The sequence below is a fragment of the Nitrospira tepida genome, assembly GCF_947241125.1.
GTDB lineage: Bacteria > Nitrospirota > Nitrospiria > Nitrospirales > Nitrospiraceae > Nitrospira_G > Nitrospira_G tepida.
Genome location: NZ_OX365700.1, coordinates 103,199 through 126,814 on the forward strand (window position 1 = coordinate 103,199; position 23,616 = coordinate 126,814).

25 protein-coding genes and 1 pseudogene are annotated in these 23,616 nt (G+C 61.5%); 19 read left to right on the top strand and 7 right to left on the bottom strand.

Translation table 11 applies throughout. The annotated features are described in order from the left end of the window. The first annotated feature begins 234 nt into the window (after window positions 1-234). From QWI75_RS00490 to QWI75_RS00520, 8 genes and pseudogenes are all read left to right on the top strand, one after another. Window positions 235-723 (top strand): VOC family protein, encoded by a 489-nt coding sequence (locus QWI75_RS00490; protein ID WP_289266719.1) that lies wholly within the window; start codon window positions 235-237, stop codon window positions 721-723. A gap of 997 nt (window positions 724-1,720) precedes the next feature. Continuing rightward, window positions 1,721-2,143: a VOC family protein gene (locus QWI75_RS00495; protein ID WP_289266720.1), complete on the top strand. Its 423-nt coding sequence runs from the start codon at window positions 1,721-1,723 to the stop codon at window positions 2,141-2,143. A 507-nt stretch (window positions 2,144-2,650) separates the two neighbouring features. After that, window positions 2,651-2,833, top strand: a pseudogene (locus QWI75_RS22550) (haloalkane dehalogenase); the annotation flags it as partial. A 131-nt stretch (window positions 2,834-2,964) separates the two neighbouring features. Continuing rightward, complete coding sequence (locus QWI75_RS00500) at window positions 2,965-3,369, top strand: RidA family protein (protein ID WP_289266721.1); 405 nt, start codon at window positions 2,965-2,967, stop codon at window positions 3,367-3,369. 264 nt (window positions 3,370-3,633) lie between these two features. Continuing rightward, window positions 3,634-4,269: a TetR/AcrR family transcriptional regulator gene (locus QWI75_RS00505; RefSeq protein WP_289266722.1), complete on the top strand. Its 636-nt coding sequence runs from the start codon at window positions 3,634-3,636 to the stop codon at window positions 4,267-4,269. Between the two features lie 212 nt (window positions 4,270-4,481). Then, window positions 4,482-5,426 (top strand): HlyD family secretion protein, encoded by a 945-nt coding sequence (locus QWI75_RS00510; protein WP_289266723.1) that lies wholly within the window; start codon window positions 4,482-4,484, stop codon window positions 5,424-5,426. Between the two features lie 177 nt (window positions 5,427-5,603). Further along, a complete protein-coding gene (locus QWI75_RS00515) occupies window positions 5,604-6,530 on the top strand; it encodes an ABC transporter ATP-binding protein (protein WP_289266724.1) in 927 nt (308 codons plus the stop codon). Beyond that, window positions 6,527-7,669, top strand: coding sequence for an ABC transporter permease (locus QWI75_RS00520; protein WP_289266725.1), 1,143 nt, complete (start codon window positions 6,527-6,529; stop codon window positions 7,667-7,669). Before QWI75_RS00515 ends, QWI75_RS00520 begins: the two co-directional genes overlap by 4 nt. Window positions 7,670-7,839: 170 nt before the next feature. Here the strand turns inward: QWI75_RS00520 and QWI75_RS00525 are convergent, their stop codons facing one another. Further along, window positions 7,840-9,264, bottom strand: a complete 1,425-nt coding sequence (locus tag QWI75_RS00525; protein WP_289266726.1) for a sensor histidine kinase — start codon at window positions 9,262-9,264, stop codon at window positions 7,840-7,842. Next, window positions 9,261-9,941: a response regulator gene (locus tag QWI75_RS00530; protein ID WP_289266727.1), complete on the bottom strand. Its 681-nt coding sequence runs from the start codon at window positions 9,939-9,941 to the stop codon at window positions 9,261-9,263. Before QWI75_RS00530 ends, QWI75_RS00525 begins: the two co-directional genes overlap by 4 nt. 949 nt (window positions 9,942-10,890) lie before the next feature. On the opposite strand from QWI75_RS00530, the gene rnk reads away from it, so the two are divergent. From rnk to QWI75_RS00575, 9 genes are all read left to right on the top strand, one after another. Beyond that, entirely contained in the window at window positions 10,891-11,307 is a 417-nt protein-coding gene (gene rnk / locus QWI75_RS00535; protein WP_289266728.1) for a nucleoside diphosphate kinase regulator, read from the top strand. 628 nt (window positions 11,308-11,935) lie between these two features. Continuing rightward, window positions 11,936-12,154: a heavy-metal-associated domain-containing protein gene (locus QWI75_RS00540; RefSeq protein WP_289266729.1), complete on the top strand. Its 219-nt coding sequence runs from the start codon at window positions 11,936-11,938 to the stop codon at window positions 12,152-12,154. After that, complete coding sequence (locus QWI75_RS00545) at window positions 12,151-12,276, top strand: hypothetical protein (RefSeq protein ID WP_289266730.1); 126 nt, start codon at window positions 12,151-12,153, stop codon at window positions 12,274-12,276. The genes QWI75_RS00540 and QWI75_RS00545 overlap by 4 nt, the downstream gene beginning before the upstream one ends. Next, window positions 12,261-14,663 (top strand): heavy metal translocating P-type ATPase, encoded by a 2,403-nt coding sequence (locus QWI75_RS00550; protein WP_289266731.1) that lies wholly within the window; start codon window positions 12,261-12,263, stop codon window positions 14,661-14,663. The genes QWI75_RS00545 and QWI75_RS00550 overlap by 16 nt, the downstream gene beginning before the upstream one ends. Window positions 14,664-14,902: 239 nt before the next feature. Continuing rightward, window positions 14,903-15,403 (top strand): DoxX family protein, encoded by a 501-nt coding sequence (locus QWI75_RS00555; protein WP_289266732.1) that lies wholly within the window; start codon window positions 14,903-14,905, stop codon window positions 15,401-15,403. 55 nt (window positions 15,404-15,458) lie between these two features. Further along, a complete protein-coding gene (locus QWI75_RS00560) occupies window positions 15,459-16,418 on the top strand; it encodes a hypothetical protein (RefSeq protein WP_289266733.1) in 960 nt (319 codons plus the stop codon). Window positions 16,419-16,887: 469 nt separating this feature from the next. Next, a complete protein-coding gene (locus tag QWI75_RS00565; RefSeq protein ID WP_289266734.1) occupies window positions 16,888-17,181 on the top strand; it encodes an addiction module antidote protein in 294 nt (97 codons plus the stop codon). 147 nt (window positions 17,182-17,328) lie between these two features. Next, window positions 17,329-17,661, top strand: a complete 333-nt coding sequence (locus QWI75_RS00570; protein WP_289266735.1) for a hypothetical protein — start codon at window positions 17,329-17,331, stop codon at window positions 17,659-17,661. Between the two features lie 50 nt (window positions 17,662-17,711). After that, on the top strand, window positions 17,712-18,251 hold the full coding sequence (locus QWI75_RS00575) for a hypothetical protein (RefSeq protein ID WP_289266736.1): 540 nt from the start codon (window positions 17,712-17,714) through the stop codon (window positions 18,249-18,251). A 157-nt stretch (window positions 18,252-18,408) separates the two neighbouring features. On the opposite strand, the gene nadS is transcribed toward QWI75_RS00575, so the two are convergent. Further along, a complete protein-coding gene (gene nadS, locus QWI75_RS00580) occupies window positions 18,409-18,720 on the bottom strand; it encodes a NadS family protein (protein ID WP_289266737.1) in 312 nt (103 codons plus the stop codon). Beyond that, window positions 18,717-19,013, bottom strand: coding sequence for a type II toxin-antitoxin system RelE/ParE family toxin (locus QWI75_RS00585; RefSeq protein ID WP_289266738.1), 297 nt, complete (start codon window positions 19,011-19,013; stop codon window positions 18,717-18,719). Before QWI75_RS00585 ends, nadS begins: the two co-directional genes overlap by 4 nt. A gap of 261 nt (window positions 19,014-19,274) precedes the next feature. Between QWI75_RS00585 and QWI75_RS00590 the strand changes: the two genes are divergently transcribed. Continuing rightward, a complete protein-coding gene (locus QWI75_RS00590; RefSeq protein WP_289266739.1) occupies window positions 19,275-19,379 on the top strand; it encodes a type II toxin-antitoxin system VapB family antitoxin in 105 nt (34 codons plus the stop codon). A gap of 896 nt (window positions 19,380-20,275) precedes the next feature. Beyond that, window positions 20,276-20,506 carry a tautomerase family protein gene (locus tag QWI75_RS00595; protein ID WP_289266740.1) on the top strand — a complete coding sequence of 77 codons (231 nt, stop codon included), beginning with the start codon at window positions 20,276-20,278 and terminating at the stop codon, window positions 20,504-20,506. A 151-nt stretch (window positions 20,507-20,657) separates the two neighbouring features. Here the strand turns inward: QWI75_RS00595 and QWI75_RS00600 are convergent, their stop codons facing one another. The 3 genes from QWI75_RS00600 to QWI75_RS00610 form a co-directional block, all read right to left on the bottom strand. Continuing rightward, window positions 20,658-21,644, bottom strand: coding sequence for a maleate cis-trans isomerase family protein (locus tag QWI75_RS00600; protein WP_289266741.1), 987 nt, complete (start codon window positions 21,642-21,644; stop codon window positions 20,658-20,660). Window positions 21,645-22,168: 524 nt separating this feature from the next. Then, entirely contained in the window at window positions 22,169-22,804 is a 636-nt protein-coding gene (tmpT, locus tag QWI75_RS00605) for a thiopurine S-methyltransferase (RefSeq protein WP_289266742.1), read from the bottom strand. A gap of 138 nt (window positions 22,805-22,942) precedes the next feature. Beyond that, window positions 22,943-23,398: a YbhB/YbcL family Raf kinase inhibitor-like protein gene (locus QWI75_RS00610; protein ID WP_289266743.1), complete on the bottom strand. Its 456-nt coding sequence runs from the start codon at window positions 23,396-23,398 to the stop codon at window positions 22,943-22,945. Window positions 23,399-23,616: the final 218 nt, after the last annotated feature.

Consider the following 23,616-nt stretch of genomic DNA (forward strand, 5'->3'; position numbering starts at 1 on the left):
CACGCTGCCACATGGACCCACCGGGAACCGGGAGCCGGGTCTCTCGTGGTCCAGTGCCTCATGTCGATTTTGCGCTTCCCGTTCGACAAGAAGGTGAACCCCCGGCCCCGGAGCGAAAACCGGGAGGAGATGCGACGATGCGCTTCATGCTCGTCGTCAAGGCCATCAAGAAAGTGGAAGCCGGCGTTCTCCCGACGAGTCAGGAAACTATTGTGACGAGAAAGGAGCTCTGTCATGCCGACTGTTCCTAAGATCGTCCCCCATCTCTGGTACGCCAACGAAGCCGAAGAGGCCGCGCGCTTCTACACGTCGATTTTCCCGAATTCGCACATTGATCGAGTGACGCCAGTGCCGGCAGACACGCCCAGCGGTCCTGCCGGTTCGGTGAAAGTAGTCGAGTTCACCATCGCGGGCCAGCCATTCATGGCGATTACTGCGGGGCCGCTCGACCCCTTCAACCACGCCATTTCGTTTTGCGTGATGTGCGACGATCAGGCGGAAATCGACACATATTGGACGGCGCTGTTGAACGGCGGGTCGCCCGAGCAATGCGGCTGGCTCAGAGACCGGTACGGCGTTTCCTGGCAGATTGTGCCGACGGTTCTGGGAGGCATGATGGCCGATCCGGATCGCACACGCGCGAAACGCGTGGCTGAGGCCATATTGAAGATGGTGAAGCTCGATATCGCCGACCTTCAAGCAGCCTACTCGAAGGGGGCCTAACTGGAATTGATCTTATCGGACTGTTTGATAGACCGCGAAAAGGAGGCGGCAGGCCAATTGAGGGAGTACGCGAGTCTCTACGAGTCTCTAATGGATGGCATGCCGCCCAGGCGACTGAGACGACGATCGAGCCAATGCCGGCCAATCTCGAAGCTGCGGAAAATGCGCAGACTACCAACACGATGAATAAGATCGAGCCGTGTGCCAGTAGCGAAAGGTCAATGAATCATGGCTCTTCAGGATTTTGTGTGGGTGACTCAAGTTGAGGGTCGGCATGGGGCTTGTGCTGCCGCGCCTCCCAGAGCGACCCTACCGGGGCTTGCCGAGCGGAAACCCTTCCGAAATTCCCGCGTCCACGGTCTGCGACCGTGGTGCCTTGGTCAGTTTCGGCTTTCCTGCTCGACAAACCCTCGGTGGGGCCCCGCTCCTTCAGCGAAGGCAGCGTCACCCCCATGCCGACCCTGAAGCCACCCCAATGCCTGCAGAGCAGCCCAAGGGCTTTTCCGGAAATTGTGCGGGCCATCGGACGAGGTGCCATCGTGCCAGCCCCGGCTGGAAGGGCGGACACAGAGGGTTCGCGTCATGGCGGGAACGGGGCGAATGCAGGTTGATCCTGGTGCCACCGCGACGGCTTGACGCTCCGGCGTCGCCTCACAGTCGCGGTGGCCGACAGGACGACCAGGAACGGCCTCCTGACGCCAACGCATCATGACGCAACCCGGAGTGTCGGGGAACCCGTTGCCTTTCTGGATGCAACGGGTCCAACGTCAGCCGGAGTCATCAACTTCACCCACACGATTTCCGGAAGAGCCTGAATCATTATCTACCGGCGATGATGAACTTTGAGGAGAGTCCCCGTCATCTTCGGGCTCCAACGCTCGTGAGCGAGGTGATGGACGGCGGCATCCGGATGATGGTCTACAGAGCATGGAGGAAGTGAGAGACGGTTCCACACGAGGAACTGCGCCTGAAGGCTGACACGCGAAGGGACCTTGCCATGAAGCCACGCATCTCCGTCATCACCGTCGGCGTCGATGATCTGGACAGGTCCCTGCGTTTCTATCGCGACGGTCTGGGGCTGAAGACGGAGGGCATCATCGGAACGGAGTTCGAGCACGGCGCAGTGGTCTTCTTTGATTTAGAGGCCGGAGTGAAGCTCGCGCTCTGGCCGCGCCAGAGTCTGGCGCGAGACTCCGGGCTGTCTTTGGAGAAGCCCAGCGCTACTGAGTTCTCGCTCGGACATACCGTCTCGTCCAAGAAGGAAGTGGACATTGTCATGGAGCAGGCGCGCCAGGCCGGGGCGATCATCGTCAAGCCGGCGCAAGACACGTTCTGGGGCGGCTATGCGGGCTATTTCCAGGACCCCGACAGGCATTTGTGGGAGATCGCCTGGAATCCTGCGTGGGAGGCGGCGGAATAGCCATCGTCGTGTGCGCAAGAGCCCGACGAATCCCGTCACTGCAGGAAAGAGTCGCAAAGGATCAGCAAGATTTTGGTCAATCTCCCCGTCCAGGACTCGACAAGTCGATGGCTTCTTCAAGTCGATTCGGATTTGCGTTCAACCCGCGGTTCACGGACAAGTCCGCGCCTGCATGGACATGAGCGAGGACATCTACGCGATGCTGCTGGCGCATGACAAAGCGAAGGAGTTTACGAAAAGCGATCGCCGACGCCCACGAGACAACGGAGGTGCTCACCGCGCTTGCCGTCGACAGCAAGGAGAAGGTGAACGAGGTGGCCGGCAAGGCGATCAAAGCGGGCGGAAAGGAGCCAGACTCCCCAAGGACTATGGTTTCATGTTCGCGCGGAGCTTCGAGGACCCGGACGGCCACATCTGGGAAGTGTTCTGGATGGATCAAGCCCACGGGCAGAAGGGGTAGTTGTGAGCCGACCAGCCATGGAGGACAACATGCACGACACAATTCATATGCCGACTATTGCGAGCGTTGATGCACACCCACGACAACGGGTGCGCGTGCTGGACACAGACATGAGCTATGTGGATGTCGGAGAAGGCGATCCGATCGTGTTCCTTCATGGCAATCCGACGTCCTCCTATCTGTGGCGTAACATCATTCCACATGTCCCGGGAGACAAGAGAACGGTCGCGTGCCGTCATTCACCGAGAGGAATGGAGTGTGCGCTGCCTGCGCCACGACAACCATTTGATCCGACCGCGCGTCCCGGCTCATGCTCGCGGGCAGGCGGCGTCGTCGCTGACACGAGCGGAAAGGAGGTTGCATGAACGTATCTCAGATTACCGTGACCCCCGATCCCTATGCCCCCTTTCGTCTGTCTCAGGGCTTTCGAGCCGGGGATCTTCTCTTCATTTCTGGGCAAGCCGCGATCGTTGACCGGGGAAAGATCGTGGGGGTTGGGGACTTCGATGCGCAGGCGGCCCAAGCCTTCCGAAACCTGGAGCGGGTTCTCCGGGCGGGTGGATCGAGCCTCGCCAACGTGATCAAGGTCACGATTTTTCTCCGTGACATGGCGAACTTTCCAAAGATCGTCGAGCTTCGCGGCCGCTACTTCACGCCCCCATACCCGGCGGATACGATCGTCGAAGTGTCGTCGCTGTACTCTCCGGATGCGCTGATCGAAATCGAAGCGATTGCCGTGGCTGATGGCGCAATCGAGCGGCGATGACAGACGGCCACGGGGACGGTCGAGCTCACACATGGGCCACGTCCTCGGTCGTGCCGAAGGGACTCATAACCATCGCCGGCCGGTCATCCTTGCCCGCGTGATGCGCACTCTGATCGAGTTCCCGGGCGCCCTCCGACCTCGGTGGGTCTTCAGGTAGCGCCTTCCCGCTGTCTGTCGGCCGGTGGCGAGGTCGCCAGGCGTCCAATGCCGGCAGGAGGAAACTTGAAATACGATTTTAGTTTCCGTAGTATTGACCTATCGACCATGCGATCCCGCCCAACCTCCATCGCGCCGTCCGGTCCGTCGGTCGCCCAACGCGTGGTCACCGCCGCCCGTCAGCAGTTCATGCGCCATGGGTTTCGCCACGTTACGATGGACGAGCTGGCGGCGGAGCTCGGCATGAGCAAGAAAACGCTGTACGCCTGCTTTCCGAGCAAAATCTCGCTCCTGGAGGCGGTGCTCCTGGATAAGTTCCGGAGCGTCGAGGCGGATCTCGACGGCATCACGGCCGACAGCTCCTCCGACGTGCTGAGCGCGCTGCACCGGCTCCTCGCCTGCATGCAGCGGCACACGGAAGAGATCCAGCCGCCGTTCGTGCGCGACATGCGGCGGGAGTCGCCGGAGCTGTTCAAGATCGTGGAGAACCGGCGCCGGGACGTGATTCAACGCCATTTCGGCAAGATCCTCGGCGAAGGGCGCAGGGCCGGCATTATCAGAAAGGACATCCCGGCCACCCTGATCATGGAGATTCTGCTCGGCGCCGTGCAGGCCGTGATGAATCCCCCGAAGATGGCCGAACTCGCGCTCACGCCGAAAACCGGCTATGCCACCATCATGAAGGTCGTTCTTGAGGGCGTGATGACCGAGACAGGAAGGTCCAAGGAGCCTGTCCAACATTGACCTTTCTACTGCGGCGAACGATGTACCGGCATCTGCTTCGTTCTCGGCCCCGAAACATCCTCAACGTATTCCAGCGAATACGCTTCCGGGTTTTCGTGGCCTGCGGCCTGGCATCTGCCAGCACCTCCTTCACCTCGTCACGAACGGCAATGCCGGACAGGCTCCAAACTATGACCGGCTGTGAGCCGTCATATAGACGCCTCGTCTGCCGCATGGCGGTCCCGCTGGCATGGATGGCGCTCGCAGCCGGTTGCGGCAACTCGGACCCCAACCTGGTCCAGGGCTATGTCGAAGGAGAATATGTCTATGTGGCCTCTCCCCTCCCCGGCGCGCTGGAATCCTTGTCAGTGCAACGGGGCACACAGGTGAAGGAAGGCGATCCCCTGTTCGCGCTGGACAGCGTGGCGGAGCAAGCGGCCAGGGACGAGGCGGAGCGCAGGCTCGCGCAAGCCCGGGCGAATTTGGAGGACGCGAAGAAGGGCAAGCGGCCCACGGAAATTGAGGCCATCAAGGCGCAACTGAAGCAAGCGCGGGCGGCGCTGAAACTGGCGGAAAGCGAGTTTGCCCGGCACGAAGCCTTGATGAGCGTCCCCGGCGCGACGGCGGAATTGGAGTTTGACCGGGCCCGCTCCATGCGAGACCAGCAACGCCAGCGGGTGGCGCAGCTTGAAGCCGACCTGACGACGGCGCAGCTTGGCTCGCGCAGCGACCTGGTGATCGCGGCCGAAGCCGAAGTGCGCGCGCGGGAAGCGGCGCTGGCCAAGGCGGAATGGGACCTCTCGCAGAAACGCCAACGAGCCCCGAAGGCGGGCTTAGTGTTCGATACGCTCTATCGCGAGGGAGAATGGGTGGCGGCGGGGCGGCCGGTCGTCGCGCTGCTGCCGCCGCAGAACGTCAAGGTCCGCGCCTTTGTCCCCCAGGCCAAGATTGGAACGATTCATCTCGGCGATCAGGTGGCGGTCAGCATGGACAGCGTGGCCCAGCCGTTGATCGGCACCGTGAGCTTTATTTCGCCCCGGGTGGAATTCACCCCGCCGGTCATCTACAGCCGGGAGAGCCGGGATAAGCTCGTCTTCATGATTGAAGCGACGTTCGATCCCCAGGTCGCGGCCAATTTGCATCCGGGACAGCCGGTGGATGTGCGGGTTGGAATCTGACCGCCATCGCGAAGAGCCGGGCAGCTCCGTGGCGAGTGATCGCGAAACTGTGACCTGTCGTCAAGCGTCATCCGTCAATCGAGGGACGATGACGGAAACACGATACGAAGACCGGCTGCTCCGATACGTTTGACGAATGACGGATATCCCTGCCCCTAAGCGTGAGCCACACGGACCATGACGAACAACCTGGCCATCAACGTGCGCGGGATGACGAAGCGATTCGGCGCGCTGACCGCCGTGGACCATATCGACCTGGACGTCCGCCAGGGAGAGATCTGCGGATTTCTCGGGCCGAACGGCAGCGGGAAGACGACGTTTATCCGCATGCTCTGCGGGCTCCTCCGCCCGGACGAGGGGCGCGGCACCTGCCTCGGCCATAACGTCATCACCGAGAGCGAGGCCATCAAGCGCCAGGTCGGCTACATGACCCAACGGTTCAGCTTCTACGAGGACCTCAGCATCGCCGAGAATCTGGATTTCGTGGCGCGCATGTACTCCGTGCCGCGCCGCCGCGAAGCGGTCCGCACAAGCCTGGACCGCCTCGGCTTGACGGAGCGGAAACAGCAACTCGCGGGCCAGTTGTCCGGCGGATGGAAACAGCGCCTGGCCCTCGGCGCCTGCATGATTCACGACCCCAAGCTGCTCCTGCTCGACGAGCCGACCGCCGGGGTCGATCCCAAAGCGCGGCGCGAATTCTGGGAGCAGATCCATGAGCTGGCCGCGCAGGGCCTGACGTTCCTGATCACCACGCACTACATGGATGAAGCCGAGCGGTGCCATCGGCTCGCCTACATCACCGCCGGCAAGCTGCTCACGCATGGCACGGTCACGGAGGTGATCGCGCACTCGCGGCTCACGACCTGGTCGGTCAGCGGCCCGAATCTCGTCGAACTCGCGCAGCGGCTCCGGGAAGCGCCGGGCGTGCAGCAGGCCGTGGCGTTCGGCACGATGTTGCACGTCAGCGGAGACGATGCGGGCTCGCTGGAACGGGCGATCGCGCCGTTTCGAACGGAGCCCTATGAATGGCGGCGGATCGAGACGGGGCTGGAGGACGTGTTCATTCACCTGATGGACAATGCGCCGGAGAGGATCTCGGCATGACGAAGCGGCTGGCCTTCTCACCGGCTCGGTTCTGGGCGATTGTCGTCAAGGAGTTCATCCAGATGCGCCGGGACCGCCTGACCTTCGGGATGATGGTCGGGGTGCCGCTGATCCAGCTCACGCTGTTCGGTTTGGCGATCAATTCTGACCCCAAGCAGTTGCCCACCGCCGTGCTCCTGGCCGATCAGGGTCCGCAAGGCCGCTCGTTGCTGTATGGGATTCGAAACAGCGGCTATTTTGAATTCGTCCGGCAGGTGCAGACCGAAGCCGAAGCACAGGAGGCGCTCGCCCGCGGCGAGGTGCAGTTCGTCGTCACCATCCCGGAGAACTTCACGCGCGATCTCCTGCGCGGCGACAGGCCGGCTGTGCTGCTTGAAGCGGACGCCACCGATCCCGCCGCCACGAGCAACGCGCTGGGCTCGCTGCGCACGGCGGTGAATACAGCCTTGCGGGAGGATCTCAAGGGGCCGCTCGCCTTTCTCGCCGCCGGCGACGGTCCGATCGACCTGCGGGTCCATCCTCGGTACAACCCCGAGGCCATCACCCATTACAACATCGTGCCGGGTCTGATGGGCGTCGTCCTCACGATGACCATGATCATGATTACGGGATTGGCCATCACGCGCGAGCGCGAGCGCGGCACCATGGAGAATCTCCTCTCGATGCCGACCCGCCCCTTCGAGGTCATGACCGGCAAGATCCTTCCCTATATCGTCGTGGGCTACGTGCAAGTCGGGTTGATCCTCCTGGCCGCGCGCTTTCTCTTCCACGTGCCGATGGTCGGCAACGTGCTGCTGCTGCTTGCCGTGACCCTGATCTTCATCGCCGCCAACCTGGCGGTGGGCATCACCTTTTCCACGTTGGCGCAGAACCAACTCCAGGCCGTGCAGATGACGTTCTTCTTCTTCCTGCCGTCGCTTCTGTTGTCCGGGTTCATGTTCCCGTTTCGCGGCATGCCTCAGTGGGCGCAGGCTCTCGGCGAAGTCTTTCCTCTCACCCATTTTCTCCGGATCGTGCGGGGCATTCTCTTGAAGGGCAACGGTTTTGACGAGGTCGTCCTCCAGCTCTGGCAAATCGCGCTGTTCGCCGCGGTCGCGCTGATGATCGGCGTGAAGCGGTACCGGCAGACGCTGGATTAGCCCGGTCTTCGTGATCCGTCAATCGACAAGCGTCAACCGCCATTGGTCATCGGACATTTCATGGCGTACGCCTCGCTACCGACCTCTCATCGATCGGCGAATGACGCCTGACGCATGACGAACGTTCTGACCGCCGAGATCAGCCTCGGTTGATTTCCACAGCGTGTTGCTTAACTCTTCGGGATCGGCAGCCAGAGGGTAAAGACGGAGCCTGTGCCGACCTGGCTCTCGACCGTGATGCGCCCGCCGTGGGCTTCGATGATTTCCTTCACGATCGGCAGGCCCAGGCCCGTGCCGCCGGAATCCCGAGCCCTGGCCCGGTCGGTGCGATAGAACCGCTCGAAGAGGTGCGGCAGTTGATCGGGTTCGATCCCCTGGCCCGTATCTTCCACGGTGATGCAGACCTGCGATTCTCGGATTCCCAGTCTGACCGTGACGCGCCCGCCCGGCTCCGTGTAGCGGAGGGCATTGTGCAGCAGATTGATCACGGCCTGTTTGAGCCACCGGGGGTCGCCTTGGATGGAAGGAACCGGATCGGCCTGAAGCGTCAACCGGAGCTTGTGGTCGTCGGCCAGGACCGCCAGCTCATCGACCAGTTCCCGGAGCAACGGCTCCAGCGCCAGCGGGGCCGGCTGTACTAAAGAATGGTCTCCGCTCAGACGGGCGAGGGTCAAGAGCGACCGTGTCAGGCTGACCAACCGTTGGACTTCCTCCCAATTGTTCAGCAAGGCCTCGCGATATTCCTCCGCCGTCCGCGCCTTCTGGAGCACCACTTCGATGTTGCCCTGCAGGACCGTCAACGGGGTTTGCATCTCGTGCGCCGCATGGTCCACGAAACGCCGCTGGCCCTCGAAGACCTTTTGCAATCGGTCCAGCATGGCGTTGAAGGCCTGCGCCAAGCGATGGAACTCCTGATACGGAGCATCCACGTTCAATCGGGTTTGGAGCGCGGAACCGGAGACGGTCTCCGTCGTGGCGCTGAGGACCTCGATGGGTCCCAAGACCTTTCGCGCCAACCAACTACTGCCGAACCAGGCGACGGCCATCATGGCCGCGGACACGATCGCCAGCAAACCCATCAGATTGCGGAGCGCCCGTTGGGAGAATCCGAGGGAAACCTCGGCTTGGAGGATGTACCGGACTTCTCCCTGTGAGGGAATCGGGAGCGACAGGCGCCGCACGGGTGGACCGTTGACCGTGGAAACGGTGTCGTAGACGGGATGTCCGCGCCGGACCCGTTCGAGCAACGGGCCGCTCACCGGCGGACGGGGTACGACGTTGGAACCTTGCCAGACGATCCGGCCATCGGGAGAGAGGACGACGATCGAGTGCGCCGTTTCGCGCAGTTCGTGCTGCGCCTCGTCAGCCCCCGTCTCCTGAGCCGGAACGAGGTCCTGTTCCCGGCTGCCGCTCAGGAGATCCGGCCGTTGCTCGATGAGGGTGGCCAGCGTCTGGGCCAGCCCCAGGAGCCTGGCGTTGGCATAGCGCTCAAGCAGGACCTCGAATCCCCCATAGACCAGCGCGCTGAAGATCGCGAGGAGGACCAGGATCAGCGCCAAGGCCCAGGCACGGATCAGGTTCCGAAAGGAGGTCATGCCTCCTCCGGCGTCTCCAACATGTAGCCGGCCCCTCGCACGGTCGTAATCAGCGGCGGCGAGAAGTCGCGGTCGATCTTGGCGCGCAGGGCTCGAATGTGCGCGTCCACGATATTGGTCATGGGATCGTAGCTGATGTCCCACACGTGCTCGATGATCGCGGTCCTCGTCAAGACGCGGTTCTTGTTCCGGAGGAGAAAGTCCAGGATCGCGTATTCCTTGTTGGTCAGCGCGATCTCCTTGCCGGCGCGCCAGACCCGGTGGGAGGCAGGATCAAGCTCCAAATCCGCCGCCTTCAAGCGCGTGGGGGTGTGGGGACCGCCTCGACGGAGGAGGGCCCGCACCCGGGCCAACAGCTCCGCGAAGGCGAAGGGTTTGGTCAAGTAATCGTCGGCGCCGCTGTCGAGCCCCGCCACCTTGTCTTGCACGGAATCCTGCGCCGTGAGGAGGAGAATCGGAGTCCGCCCTCCCTTAGCCCGGAACCGGCGGCAAAGCGTCAAGCCGTCCAACTTGGGCAGGAGAATGTCCACGATGAGGAGGTCGTAATCATTCTGGCCGGCGAGGTCGAGCCCTTCTTCGCCATCGCCGGCCCAGTCCACGGCATAACGCTCTTCACGGAGGCCCTTCTGCACGAACTGGGCGAGATTGGCGTCGTCTTCGACAAGCAAGATTCGCATGGTCGTGATGTCACAGCCGGCGAAGCAAGACAAGGAACGTCCGAGCACCCGGCCGCCGCCCTATTGTGCTCCTGCCGGCCCATGAAATGCCACGGGGCTGCTCGGCTGTTCATGGGGACGACCGCTCAATCAGTCCGAGTGATCCCGTTAGGCAATGATGGACAGGCCCCACATGATGAGCAGCGCCAACCCCAGCATGGTGACGATGAGTATGATGGTGGCCAGGATTGTAGACATGGTTCTCGCCTCCTTCCTTGGACAGTTGCATCCTTTAAACGGCCCGCGGCCCGTTCCGTTTTCATGCCAGCAACGACATGCCCCACCAGACCAACGCCGCCATCGCAACCAGCAGCAGCGTGAGGAGAACTGCCGGGCCAAATATGTCAGACATGGGCTTACCTCACGATCCGTATCTTGCGGTCATTCCGTTGCGTCGCATCATCCGATGCCCACAAGCTAACGGCGCGACATGAACCGCGCGTGAATGGATCGTGAAGAAATGTTCATGATCACAGCGGGAGGGAGAGTGCGAAGTGAGAAATGACGAATGACGAATGACGAATGACGAATGACGAAGAAGGACCCATGGACGGCGCAATCTGAGCGAGTCTTCATCCGTTCTTCATGAAACCTTCATCCGGCGGTTCTACCTTGCAGACAGGAAAGGAGCGCTGATGTCCCCGTTGATCACCATCTGGCTGTCCGCCCTCGGCACAGCCGTTCTGCTCATGGCGACGGTCTGGAAACTATGGCCATCGTGGTGCCGGCACCCTGGGAATGGCGTGACGGTCGCGGCGGGCGTCTCTCCTTCTCCGCCTCGCAGGCATTCTTCCAAGCAAGCCCCCTCGCGACCGTAATTCCAAGCCCTGTGCTGATCGGCGAGCCCCGGTGTTTCGTCGCGCAGCCGGGGATATCGTTCTTCAATCTTTCGATCAAGGAGCATAACGCTATGGAACAACGAGACATCTATATGACTGCCTTCGACCTGGAGCGATTGTCGGAACTCTTGCAGGTCGGGATCGTCTTCAATGGCAAGAACAGCGAGTACCTCAAGAGCCTGGAGCGGGAGTTGGACCGGGCGCATGTGGTGGACCCGAAAGCGATTCCCACGGACGTGGTGACCATGAACTCGCAGGTTCGCCTGCGGGACGTCGATACGGGTGAAGAGCGGGTCTACACCCTGGTGTTTCCCAGCCAAGCGAAGATCGAAGAAGGCAGGATTTCCGTGCTCGCGCCGATCGGCACCGCCATGTTGGGCTATCGGGTGGGCGACACGGTCGAATGGCAGGTTCCGGCGGGGGTGAAGAAGGTCAGGATTGAAGCAGTGCTCTACCAGCCGGAAGCGGCCGGCGATTTCGACCGGTAATCACCGTCGTTTGCGGTTCTCCGCATACAGGGCGACTCCCAACATGCCCACGAAGAGCAGGAATAGTCCGGTCATGGCCAGCAGCATCGGGATCATCATAGTCACGGACTCCTTGCCTCATCCGTCGGAAGCCCGGCCGCCATCACCATCGAGAGGTTGCTGCGGACCGGACTCCGCTGCGCCGGAGTTCGGTCCTCATTCTAGCGGGGCCGGATGAAGATTCCGTGAAACGCCCATGAAGATTGGAGGCTGAAAGATCATCGGTTCTTCACCGGCTCTTCATGCTGCCTGCTTACCTATGAAATGGAGGGGATGAAGAAAGGAGGAAGCCGTGATGTTCATCATGGGGTTGTTGGCGTTGCTCATGCATCCAGCCGGCTTGATCCTCGCTGCCATGGTCCTGATTGGGAAAGATCTGACGCGGCTCCTGCTCGGCGCGGACTGACGTGAACCTGAAACGAGTCCGCGCCTTCTCTCGATGTCCCGACTCACATCCTCGATCCGATCTGGGAGGGCCTCCGACAGGGAGGCCTTCCCGACTGTAATAATCCGCCGCCGTTTCCGTCTGTAGTGGTGACAGCGCCTGTGATCAGGCGAAACAGCCACCACCTACAGAGGGGAGAGTCCCATGAACGAGATCACGTTACAGATCGAGGGGATGAGCTGCGGCCATTGCGTGGGTCAAATCCGAAGGGCCTTGGCGCGCGTGGAGGGTTTGCAGCATTGCGAGGTGAAAGTGGGAGAGGCCAGGGTGATTTACGATCCGAAGGTGAGCGAGCTCGGCGACATCGTCGAGGCCGTGAAGGAGGCGGGCTACGACGTTCGCCCAGCCGGGAGGGCCGCATGAGCGCCATCGAATGGCTGGTCATCCTCGGCGGAACCGCGGTCATCGCTTGGATCAACTGGTATTTCTTCCTGGCCCAAAGCCGGGAAGTCGCAAAGGAGGACTCCTCATGGAAACGGCGCTGAAGGACCACCCGCTTGCCGTCGAGGAGGCCGGCGGCGCCCGCCCGGGCGCCGCCGCTCGAACGATCACGATACCGGTTCAGGGGATGACCTGCGCCGCCTGCCAAGCGCGCGTGCAGCGCACCCTCGGACAACAACCAGGTGTCATCGAGGCCTCCGTCAACCTGATGATGAAGAGCGCGGCGGTCCGGTTCGATCCGGCCGCCACGTCGCCGGAAGACCTCGTCGCCGCGATCCGGGACACCGGCTACCAGGCCGATCTGCCCAGTCCCGCTTTGAGCGCGGTGGATGAGCAAGAGACGCGGGATAAGGCGCAGGCGGAAGAATTCCTGTCGCTCAAGCGCAAGGCGATCTGGAGCGGTCTGGCCGGAACGGTGGCGATGGTCCTGTCGATGCCCCTGATGGCCGGCATGACCGAACATGGGCCGACTGCCGATCCCTTCATGCGGTGGGCTATGGAGCGCTTGACCCCGGTGCTGCGCGGCGCCGCGCCGTGGCTCTACGGCATCGAGCCGAGGGTTCTGTCCCTCGCCCTGTTGGGCGTGACGCTCGGCGTGATGGTCTGGGCGGGGCGCCACTTTTATCTTCGCGCCTGGTCGGCGTTCCGCCACCATTCGGCGGACATGAATACCTTGGTCGCCGTGGGCACGGGCGCGGCCTTTCTGTACAGCGCGCTCGCAACCGTCGCGCCCGGCCTGTTCATCGAGCGGGGTCTCGCCCCGGATGTCTACTACGAGGCGGTGATCCTCATCATCGCCCTGATCCTGACCGGCCACATGATGGAGGCCCGGGCGAAACGCCAAACCTCCGCCGCCCTTCAACGGCTGGTCTCCCTGCAGCCGAAGACCGCGCGGGTCCTGCGCGACGGGATGGAGCAGACCCTGCCGGTCGGGACCGTCGGGGCAGGAGACCTAGTGGTCGTGCGGCCGGGCGAGCGGATTCCGGTGGACGGCACGATCATCGACGGGACAAGCAGCGTGGACGAATCGATGCTCACCGGAGAAGCCATGCCGGTGGACAAGCGCGCTGGCGATGCGGTGATCGGCGGGACGATCAATAAGACCGGCGCGTTTCAGTACCGGGCGACAACGGTCGGGGCAGCAAGCGTCTTGTCCCAAATCGTGACCTTGATGCGCGACGCCCAGAGCTCGCGCGCGCCGATTCAGAAGTTGGCCGATCGCGTGAGCGCGGTCTTCGTCCCGGTGGTGCTGTCGCTCGCGGTCGCCACCTTCGTCGTCTGGTTCGTGACCGCGGAGACGGCTCCGGCCGTGAGGGCCTTCGCGGCTTCCGTCGCTGTGCTGATCATTGCCTGCCCCTGCGCCATGGGACTCGCCGTACCGACCGCGGTCATGGTGGCGACCGGGAAGGGCGCCGAGCTCGGCATCCTGATCAAAGGGGGCGAGGCGTTGCAGCGCATCGGCGGTGTGACGGCCGTCGTGTTGGACAAGACCGGCACCATCACGGAGGGGCAACCCACCGTCACCGACTATGTGGGCGCGAAAGCGGCGCCCTGGCCGAACCGCGAGGTGCTTCGACTGGTGGCGTCGCTCGAGCGGTCGTCGGAACATCCAGTAGCCGAGGCGATTGTCCGGTATGCCGCGGAACAGTCGCTCGTGCTGAGCCGAGCTGAGAACTTTCAGGCCGTGACCGGCCAGGGGGCGAGCGGCTGGATCGACGGCATATCGGTCCTGGTCGGCAACGAAGGCTTGATGGCGGCCTCCGGTGTGGCGACCGACGAGCTGCGGGAGGAGGCCGAGCGCCTGGCGGAGGCAGGCAAGACTCCGATGTTCATCGCGGTCGACGGGCGGCTCGCCGGTCTGATCGCCGTGGCCGACCGGATCAAGCCGACGTCCCGGGAAGCGGTGAAACGGATGAAACGGCTCGGGCTTCAGGTGGCCATGCTCACTGGCGATCACCGGCGCACCGCGGAGACCGTGGCCGCCCAGGCCGGAATTGATCGTGTCGTCGCACGGGTCTCGCCAGAGGGGAAGGTGGCGGAGATCACGCGTCTCCAGAAGGAGGGAGCGACCGTGGCGATGGTCGGCGACGGAATCAACGATGCGCCGGCTCTGGCGCAGGCGGACGTGGGCATCGCCGTCGGCGCCGGCACCGACATCGCGATCGAGGCGAGCGACGTGACGTTGATGCGCTCGGACCTGCGGAGCGCGGTCACCGCGATTGAATTGTCCAGACGCACGATGAGGACGATGAAACAGAACCTGTTCTGGGCCTTCGCCTACAACGTGGTCGGGATTCCGGTGGCGGCCGGACTCCTCTACCCGGCCTTCGGGCTCCTGCTGAGCCCGATTCTCGCGAGCGCCGCCATGGCGTTCAGCTCTGTCAGCGTGGTGGCCAACAGCCTGCGTCTCCAATATGCGGACATCCGGTAGGGGATCACCGGACTGCCGATATGTCGGCAGTTGCCGATAGGACGGCGGGCTGGCCTTCGGCACCGCGGGTTTTTCCTCGCTGAATTGCAAGAGAAATGGAAGAGAATCGTCTATGTGATCGCGGAGTTGGAAGCTCGATGGATTCGTGAACCACACATGGAACGGCGATTGCTGATGACTCAGGGCATGAGTCATCGAGTTCCATCACAACCACGATCTTTCAAGTAAGGAGGTGTGAGATGCAAGCGCTGTTCAAGACGGACGAGTCCTGGTCTCCTGTGGTGCTGCGGCTGATGTTGGCGACGGTCATGTTCCCGCACGGCGCGCAAAAGTTGTTGGGCTGGTTCGGCGGCCACGGATTCGAAGGGACGCTCGGGTTCTTTACGCAACAGATGGGATTGCCCTGGCTCGTCGCGTTTCTCGTCATCATCGGCGAGTCCCTCGGCAGCCTGGCGTTGGCCGCCGGCCTGTTGACGCGGTTCACGGCGGCGAGCTTCATCGTGATCATGCTCGGCGCGATCGTAACCTCCCATCTGCCGCACGGCTTTTTCATGAACTGGTTCGGCCAGCAGCAGGGGGAAGGATTTGAATATCACCTGCTCGTGATCGGGATGAGCGCCGCGCTGGTGTTGACCGGCGGAGGAGCCTGGTCCCTCGACCGGGTCATCGCGCGATGGTTCGGCGCCGAGCGCCACTATGCCCCGCGGCCGCTCCATGAGGCCCATCACCACATCGGCTGACAGTCAGGACGACGGTCCGCCATTCCACAAAGCCATCATGAAAGGAGAAGGTAAGATGACCCCTGTCAAGTCAAGAGAAGAGAATCCGAGCCGCAGGCCGATCGGGTCGCTCGCCGGAGCGATGGTGCTGAGCCTGCTGTTGGCTGCATCCCCCGCCCTGGCCGATGAGGGCGGCAAGCACAGCCACGGCCCCGGCACCCACATGAAGGTCAGCGGGGAGGTGACGGCCATTCAGTCCGACCTGATCACGATCAAGACTCCCTGGGGACAGATGCGGGTGGCCTCCAAGACGGCTCCCAAGAATCTCGAAGTGGGAGAACAGGTCGAGATGTCGGTGAACGAAAACAACGTCGTGATCGACCTGCACCGAAAGGGCGATCCGGCCCACAAGCACCGGTTCGTCACGGGCAAACTGGCTTATGCCTCGAAGGATCGGAAAGAGATCAAGCTCTGGACGCCGGAGGGCGAGAAGACCTTCGACGTGCAAAGCGGCCGGTCCCAGTTGGCGGGCATCGAGGAGGGCACGCCCATCTCCGTCGAACTCAATGAGGCCGGGAAGGTCATCGATATTCATAAGATGAACGTGGAGATGACCTTTGACGAACAGCCGAAGACCAAGGCTGGCTACCACATCACCGTGCATGGGGTGGTCGATCGGATTCAAGGGCCGATGGTGGCCGTCAAGGCGCCAGGCGGCGACTATTGGCTCAACGCCAAGACTTTGCCGAAGGACATCAAGGCCGGCGACGAGATCACGCTTTGGGTCAACGAGGAAAACATAGTCGTGGACCACCACCAGAAGGGCCATGACAAGGCCCATCGGCTGGTCACGGGCAAGCTGGTCTATGTCGGCAAGATGAAGAAGGAGATCAAGCTCTGGACGCCCGAAGGGGAGAAGGTGTTCCCGCTCGAACGGATCGAAGTCAAGGCCAAGCCGATCGAGGAAGGCAGCCGCGTCACGATCGAGCTGAACGAAAGCGGCGCGGTGACGGATATTTGGAAAGCCGGGTCGTAACTGTTCGGCGGTCGTTTTCTCATGGGCCGCGCCACGACGAGTGGCGCGGCCCACGCTCGTAAGATCGTTGGTCCCCAGTGACAGAGCCATTTGAGAGACCCCTCGGCCTCTGTCACGCCGTTATCCTGATTCCCCCCAAGCCATCCTCCTCTACTCCGAACGCATCCGTTCTCTGGCATCTTGCGAGCCTCTTCGTTACCTTGAGGGTATTGGTCGATGGGCGAGATCAAGGGAGAGGGGAAGGCCGCCCCGCGGTTGGTCCCGCGCTCCCGGAACGCGCGCCCTCAGAAGGGCCTCGTTCGACGGCCGCAATCGGCCCAATCACGGGGCGTCTTCCCGGGGAGAACGTCCAATCAGCGAGTTCGCGGGGCGCATTGGCGCGTATATCGACAACCAAGGTCGGAGCCTGACGGCCCCCTTGTCGAAGGGTAGATTTTCGACTACCCTTCGGTCCGCACAGGAGACAGTCATGAAAAGGAGCAAAGCCTATCAGCCGGAGCTGATTCAGAGCCTGCGCAATCCGCGTGAGGCCGAAGAATATTTGAACGCGGCATTGGAAGAAGACGATCCCGAGTTGTTTCTGTTGGCGCTCAGAAACGTGACGGAGGCGCAGGGAGGCGTGACGCAACTCGCCCGGAAAACCAAACTCAACCGCGAAAGCCTGTACAAGATGCTCTCGGAGCGCGGGAATCCTGAACTGAAGAGTCTCGACAGGCTACTCCACGCCATGGGATTTCGCCTCGCGGTTGCAGCGAACCGCTAAACGGTGAGCACGATGTACCTGGGAGAAGCGACGTAGGTCTGATGTAGGATTGCAAGACCTGACCCTCATCAGCGTCGTCCCGCCCCGATCCTCTCCGCCGTCTGCCTCAGCCTCCTGCTCGCAAGCCCGTGGGCAGCGCCGGTGGTCATGGGTACCGAACTCGATGAGGAGCTCGCTTCCCTGCGCGCGCCGTGGTTCACCGGGACTCTGCTTTCGAGTCGCGGGAGCACCCTCGACCGGGGACATGCTGTCGTCGAACCCTACCTCTATTTCACGCAGTACGGCGGGCTCTACAATGACACGTGGCGCCTGCAATCGGCGAACAACTTCCGCACAATCGTTCAGCAGAACTATCTCATCTACGGCCTCACCGACCGCATCGATCTCGAACTGGCCCCGCAATGGCTCAGCAATCGTTCACAGGGGCAGTCTTCCACGGGATTCGGAGATTTCCGGTCGCGCTCGGATTTCAAGCACTGAGGGGCCGGCCCGGCTCGTGGGTTCCGGCGATCAGGCTTTGGGTGCAGGAGATGTTTCCGACGGGACGCTTCGAGAATCTGGACCCGATCAAAGCGAGCGTCGAAGCGACCGGAGGGGGATCCTTCGCCACGACCTTCGGCGCCGGAGTCCAGAACCTGTTCCATCTCGGCGGCGACCATTTCCTTCGCTACCGTTTCAATCTGACTCATAGCCTGTACATGCCCGTCGACGTGACCGGGTTCAACGCCTATGGAGGCGGTTTCGGGACGGATGGACGGGTTCACCCGGGATCGGTCACGACGCTGACGGCGGCCGCCGAGTACACGCTCACGCGTCATTGGGTGCTCGCGCTCGACATCGGCTTTCAGATCATCCAGGCGACTCGCTTTTCCGGAACGCCGGGAATCGGCCCGACAGGTGAACCGGCGGTCACCGGCAGGGGATCAGGCGATGTGCTGAGCGTGGCGCCGGCCGTGGAATATCTCTATAACGAACACGTCGGCTTGATCGCCGGCCCCTGGTTCAGCGTAAGAGGCAGGAACACGTCCGACTTCTTCGGGATGGTGGCCGCGATCTACCTGTTTCTGTAAGCCCGTCGGAGCGGGCGTCTCCTGCTTGCTGAATCTAGATGGGGTCGGGTCTTGCAATCACACATTGCACGGCGTGTGGCTGTCCAGCCTGCCTACCATTCGGTCCTAGCTTCTCACTCCCCTCGCTTCTCCGGGATCGCGCGTACGGGACACATTCTTAGGCTGCGCCTTTTCTCGGTGGGCGATGTAACGCCTCGGCCACTGCACGGGGATTGCGAGCTGCGACGCGAAGTAGAGCGAGCGCCGGACCTTCAGGCCTTCGCCGTCCCTGTTCCCAGTTACGGAGCGTCGCGATGCTGACACCGATCATTAAGGCAAATTCGGCCTGCGATGCCTTGAGCTTCTCCCGGATGCTCTTCACATCGGCCGGACGAAAGGTGGTGACGCGAGCAGGCTTCAGCGTGCCTCGACGAATGCGTCCGGCTTGCCGGATGCTGGTCAGCAGCTCTTGAAATGCCGTGTCCTTCATGAGAATTCCCTCCGAACGAGCTTGGCCAACACCTTGAGTTGGTCTGCCGTGAGGTCGCCCTGCTCGTTCTTTGCATAGAGGTACAACATATAAAACGTCTGGCTTGCCGGCTCCCAATAGTAGATGAGGCGGACCCCGCCTCGTTTGCCTCGCCCCTCCGCCGCCCATCGGAGTTTGCGCAGTCCCGCGCCACCTTGAATGATGGGGCCTTGCGTGGGCCGCAGCAACAATGCCAATTGCAGCGCCCGATAGCTCTCGTCGTCTAGCTGACGCCGCACCGCGGCGGTAAACACCGGAGTCTCCACAAACCGCATGGAGAATGGTACGCCATTGGCGCACACTGTAGCAAGACGCAGTTGCAAGCTGGAGTGGCGGTCCAGCCTGCTTCGTCATTCGCGATGAGCCAGCGGTAGGCTTGCACAGTCGAATGAGCCCTGGGGCCACTTCGGGTATTGCAACCCGACAACCGGATCGAGGTTGCGGACGGATGCCGCTCGCCGGCCGGTGTCTGGAGCACCTTGACCCAGATGCCTGATTGATGCATGTTCATGCATATGCGTACGACGCTGAACATCGACGACCAGCTCATGAAGCGGGCGGCACAGCTCACCGGGGTGCACGAAAAAACTCAGCTTGTGCGCCTGGGCATTGGGAATTAGGGTCAGGTCTTGTCATCACACATTGCGTGTGGGTGGCAGGCCAATCAGCGTGATTCGTCATTGCGTCAAGCCCCCCGTAACACTTCTCGTCCCTGCTCCCCACACAGCGCTCCATCTCGTCCCCGGAGTGATGAATCCGCCTCCGACTTTGCAGTAGACTTGCCACGCTATGAAGAAGCTGCCGGTCGCACGCTCTGGGTTCGTCCTCGTCCTGGTGGTCCTGGTGAATGCGGGAATGGTCTGGGCGCAATCGCATGACGCCTCGGATGACGACCCGTCACGGCATGAGGCGATGGTGACGTTCATCCAAGACAGGGCCGCCGAGTGCCGTCCATTCCCGAGCCACGAGTATCGGGACGGAGATCGAAGTGAGACCCGGGGTGAAGAGGAACGGTCAGCGACAAGCGACGCAGTACGGGGGCAGGAGGGCATCACTGAGCCACGGCCGTCTATCAACGATGGCGTGAAGGTGGCGGAGGACATGCGGTGCCGGCAGTGTCGGAGGAAATGCGCGGCGGACAGTCTGCGGTGCCGGAGCCAGTGCGCGGGCGACGCGCCTGTTTGGTCCATTGCCAAGAGCGAACAGAGAAGTGCGAGGCCCTGTGCAAGCAGCTCTTTCAGTGCGAGTGACCAATCGACTCTTGATTGTCATCCTTCCTGTTCTCATAACACCTGTTCCCATTATTGGATGCAACAGAGTGACTGAAGTCCTGTCATCACACGTTGCGCCGCACCCGGGGGACGTCTTCTCTGTCCCGCTCGATTAGCCGCTCTTCGCACGGCACCTTCTCCTGGGGTGATGGATACGCCGTCAATGTTGCAGTAGACTGCCTGCACCAGGCCGCCAAATCATTCCACAACCTTTCGAGATCTCAAACCCTCAAGAAGGAGTGGTCATGCCGTATGTCAATATCCAGATTACCAAGGGTGCCACGAGAGCACAGAAAGCCCGTCTCGTGAGAGAGGTGACCGGTTCGCTTGTCCGGATCCTGGGCAAGCATCCAGAGCATACCCATATCGTGATTCAAGAAATTGCAGAAGCCAACTGGGGGTTCTCGGGGTTATTGACGAACGATTGGAAGAAACAACGGTCCCGCAAGCAGATGAGAACGCGGAGCAAAACCTGATGCCACCCCACCCGATCGCGGCGCGTGGCAGCCCGTGTCTCCGCCCCGCTCCCTCAGTCGCCGATTCCCACGTCACCTGAGACCCGGCCGATCTGTGGCGGTATCGGTGACGAAGAGATCCCGGGCCTCTTGTTCTGCACCTCACGACCGGTCAGAACTCTTGCAACAATCTCCCCGCCCCTACTACTGCTCCTTGGATCCCCGTTTCCCGGAGGGCGTACCAAAAGATCACAGCGTTGATACCCAGGATAGGCATCCCGATCACCGGCTCCAGTTGTTCCGCCACATCGATCAAGCTCATATTCGTGCCACACTGGACGACGGCGTCCAGTGCATTGTCACGCGTGGCCAGCATGTCCAGTATGGCCTTCTCCTTGGCCCAGTCCGGAACATGTGCGATATGCAGAGCATTGGCGCAAGAAAAGCCTACGCTCGCCACCACCTCGAACCCCAGGTCTTGGAACATGCGCGTGGCGTGCTCGTTTCCTTTCTTGTCGAACGGTGTCAAGATCCCGATGCGCCTCGCCTGATACTTTCGCAGCGCGGCGACGACGGCCTCATGCCAGGTGGCCCATGGCAATCTCGAGTGCTCCTCGATCTCAGCCATAGGTTCTTTTACTTGTTCGATGCCGCACAGAATATGTTCCAAGCTCATGCCCATAAGCATGTATTGCGGCTCCGCCAACAGCGCCGTATCAACCGCGGCCTTCAATCCGCCCAAGAACTGCTTCTGATACTCCAAGAGATCTGCCTCGGTTTCTAACGTCGGCTTCGGCGTGATGACATTGGACGTGTGCAGGCCGACCCCTCTGAGTGTCTGTGGATTCCTGCCAATAATGCTCCAAAGCTCGTGCTCCATGCTGGTATTCGTAGCGGGGACAATCAGACCGAACTTTCTTCTGAAGCTCCTCACATCAGGATATCCGCGGGAGGAGTCGATCTCGCCGAAGTGTTCGGCTGTCCTGCCGTTGTGAATGACGCCGGAAGGAGCCAGAGCAGGCATCGGCGGACGGTTCACATCCGGTATGTTGATCGTCTTCCCGGACAGTGGGCCGATGACCTTCTGGGGTCCATGGTGGCTCGCGTGCTGATGCTCTCCCATCATGACCAGTGCCTCGCATTCGGCGACAGTTTTCACCTGTACTCAACTCGGCTCTATAATAGTGGGCGGGAAAGTCCCTGAAAGGCAAGAGGGCATAAGCAGTTGGTCCAGGTGACAGGCCGGGATAAGTACGCGGCGGATAGTCTGATGTGCCGGAGCCAATGCGCGGGCGATAGCGCCTGTTTAGCCCTTTGCCAAGAGCGAACCGAGAAGTGCGAGGCCCTGTGCAAGCAGCTCTTTCAGTGCGAGTGACGGGTGTTGGCCTACAGGATCGCGCCAGTTTGGCCGTCCCACTGTGTGGCCTTCACTCCGTCATGCTCCTTCTGCAACGATGCCCTGCCAAGCCTCCCGCCTCCGCCGTCCGATTTCCCATCACAAGCGGTTCCCATACCAGCCTGCCAACCACCCACCAGCGAATCCTGATCTGGGAGGATCCTTCGTTGCGTACCGCCCGTTCCCCTATCGACGCGGCGGAGCGCCGGGTTCCGGGTTGAGGGTCGAAGTTCGACGGTGCCCTTGTCAGGCGTGACGAGCGATCGCTTGCAATGTACCGATACGCCTCATCTTTTTATCAGCCACACCTTCTCCTTGGCTGGACATTTGCCCTTCAATCCACCGGATACCTCTCTGCTCTCGAGGAGCGTGAGATCATAATGCGCGGCATAATGCCGCGTGACTTCCTCGTTGCTCACTGAAAACGGAGGACCGTCCATCATGCGTTGGTCATACTCATAGCAAATCAGCAACTGCGGAGCCTTGCCTGTCATCGTTGTGAGGTGCGCGGCATAGCGATCGCGCATTTCTTCGGGGAAGGCCACCAACGCGGCCCGATCATAGACGGTATCGACCGGGCCGAGTCTCTCTCCGGACAGCGCAAAGATGTCGCCGACAAATACGTCAAGCTGTGGTGCGCTCCACCGCTCCACTTGGCCGGTCGCCGATATGGCTGGTTGCTGGCCCAATTCCGTGAATAACTGCTCAATGGCCAGTCGGCTCAATTCGGCTCCCGCCACCCGATAGCCGTTGGAGAGTAGCCAAGAAATATCCAGAGTCTTCCCGCACAATGGGACAAAAATCCGGCTGCCTTTGGCTACGCCAAGCTCACGAAAGTGCTCCACGAGCAGTGGATTGGCCTTACTTTCGTGAAAGGCAATCTCATTCTTCTCCCACCTTTGGTGCCAAAAACTTGGGTCCATCTTCAATCCTCTTGATGCATGACGATTGAGCCTACCGATCCGCATGGTACATGAAGCAGGGTTGGGTATTGCTATCACACATTGCGCTGAAACCGCGACGGTGTCGCCCTCAGAATCGGCAGACCTGCCAGCGGATCCCTATTTCCTGCTGTATGTCCCCATCACCTCCGCCTGTCCAAGAATATGGCTCTGCATGGCCTTCTCCAGATCTTTCTTCGTCGTGCTTGGCGACAGGTTGAGGGTCGTATCCAGCGCGTACAATTTAAAGAAATAGCGGTGAGTGCCGGAGGGTGGACAGGGCCCTCCATAGCCGACGCGTCGAAAGTCCGATGTGCCCTGCTTTAAGCCGTTCGGGAGGGCATCTCGCTTCGGCACGTTTTCCTCAAGGGCTCGGGCCGTCACCGGGATATTCCACGCGACCCAATGCACCCAGATCCCCATCGGAGCGTCCGGGTCATCCGCGATCAGAGCCAAGCTCTTTGTTCCGTCGGGAACATCAGACCAGCTCAACGGAGGCGACATATCCTGGCCGTCACACGTGTATTGTTTCGGAATCATTCCCCCTGCCTGAAATGCGGAGCTGGTGAGTTTCATCGGTGAACCTCCTTTCCTCTTCAGGAGATCAGGATTCAGGGTCAGGTCCTGAAACCACACATTCCCAGGAATCAATTGACGCGATCAGACCAGATCTTGCGCCGCGGTTGAGCCGGCTCAAGTTGATTGGCGGCCGCGATATGTTGAGTGAGATCTTAGGCAGGGACGTTGATGCATTCAACTTGGCTGCTCGGCTGCGGGATCGGAAGGCCGTCGGC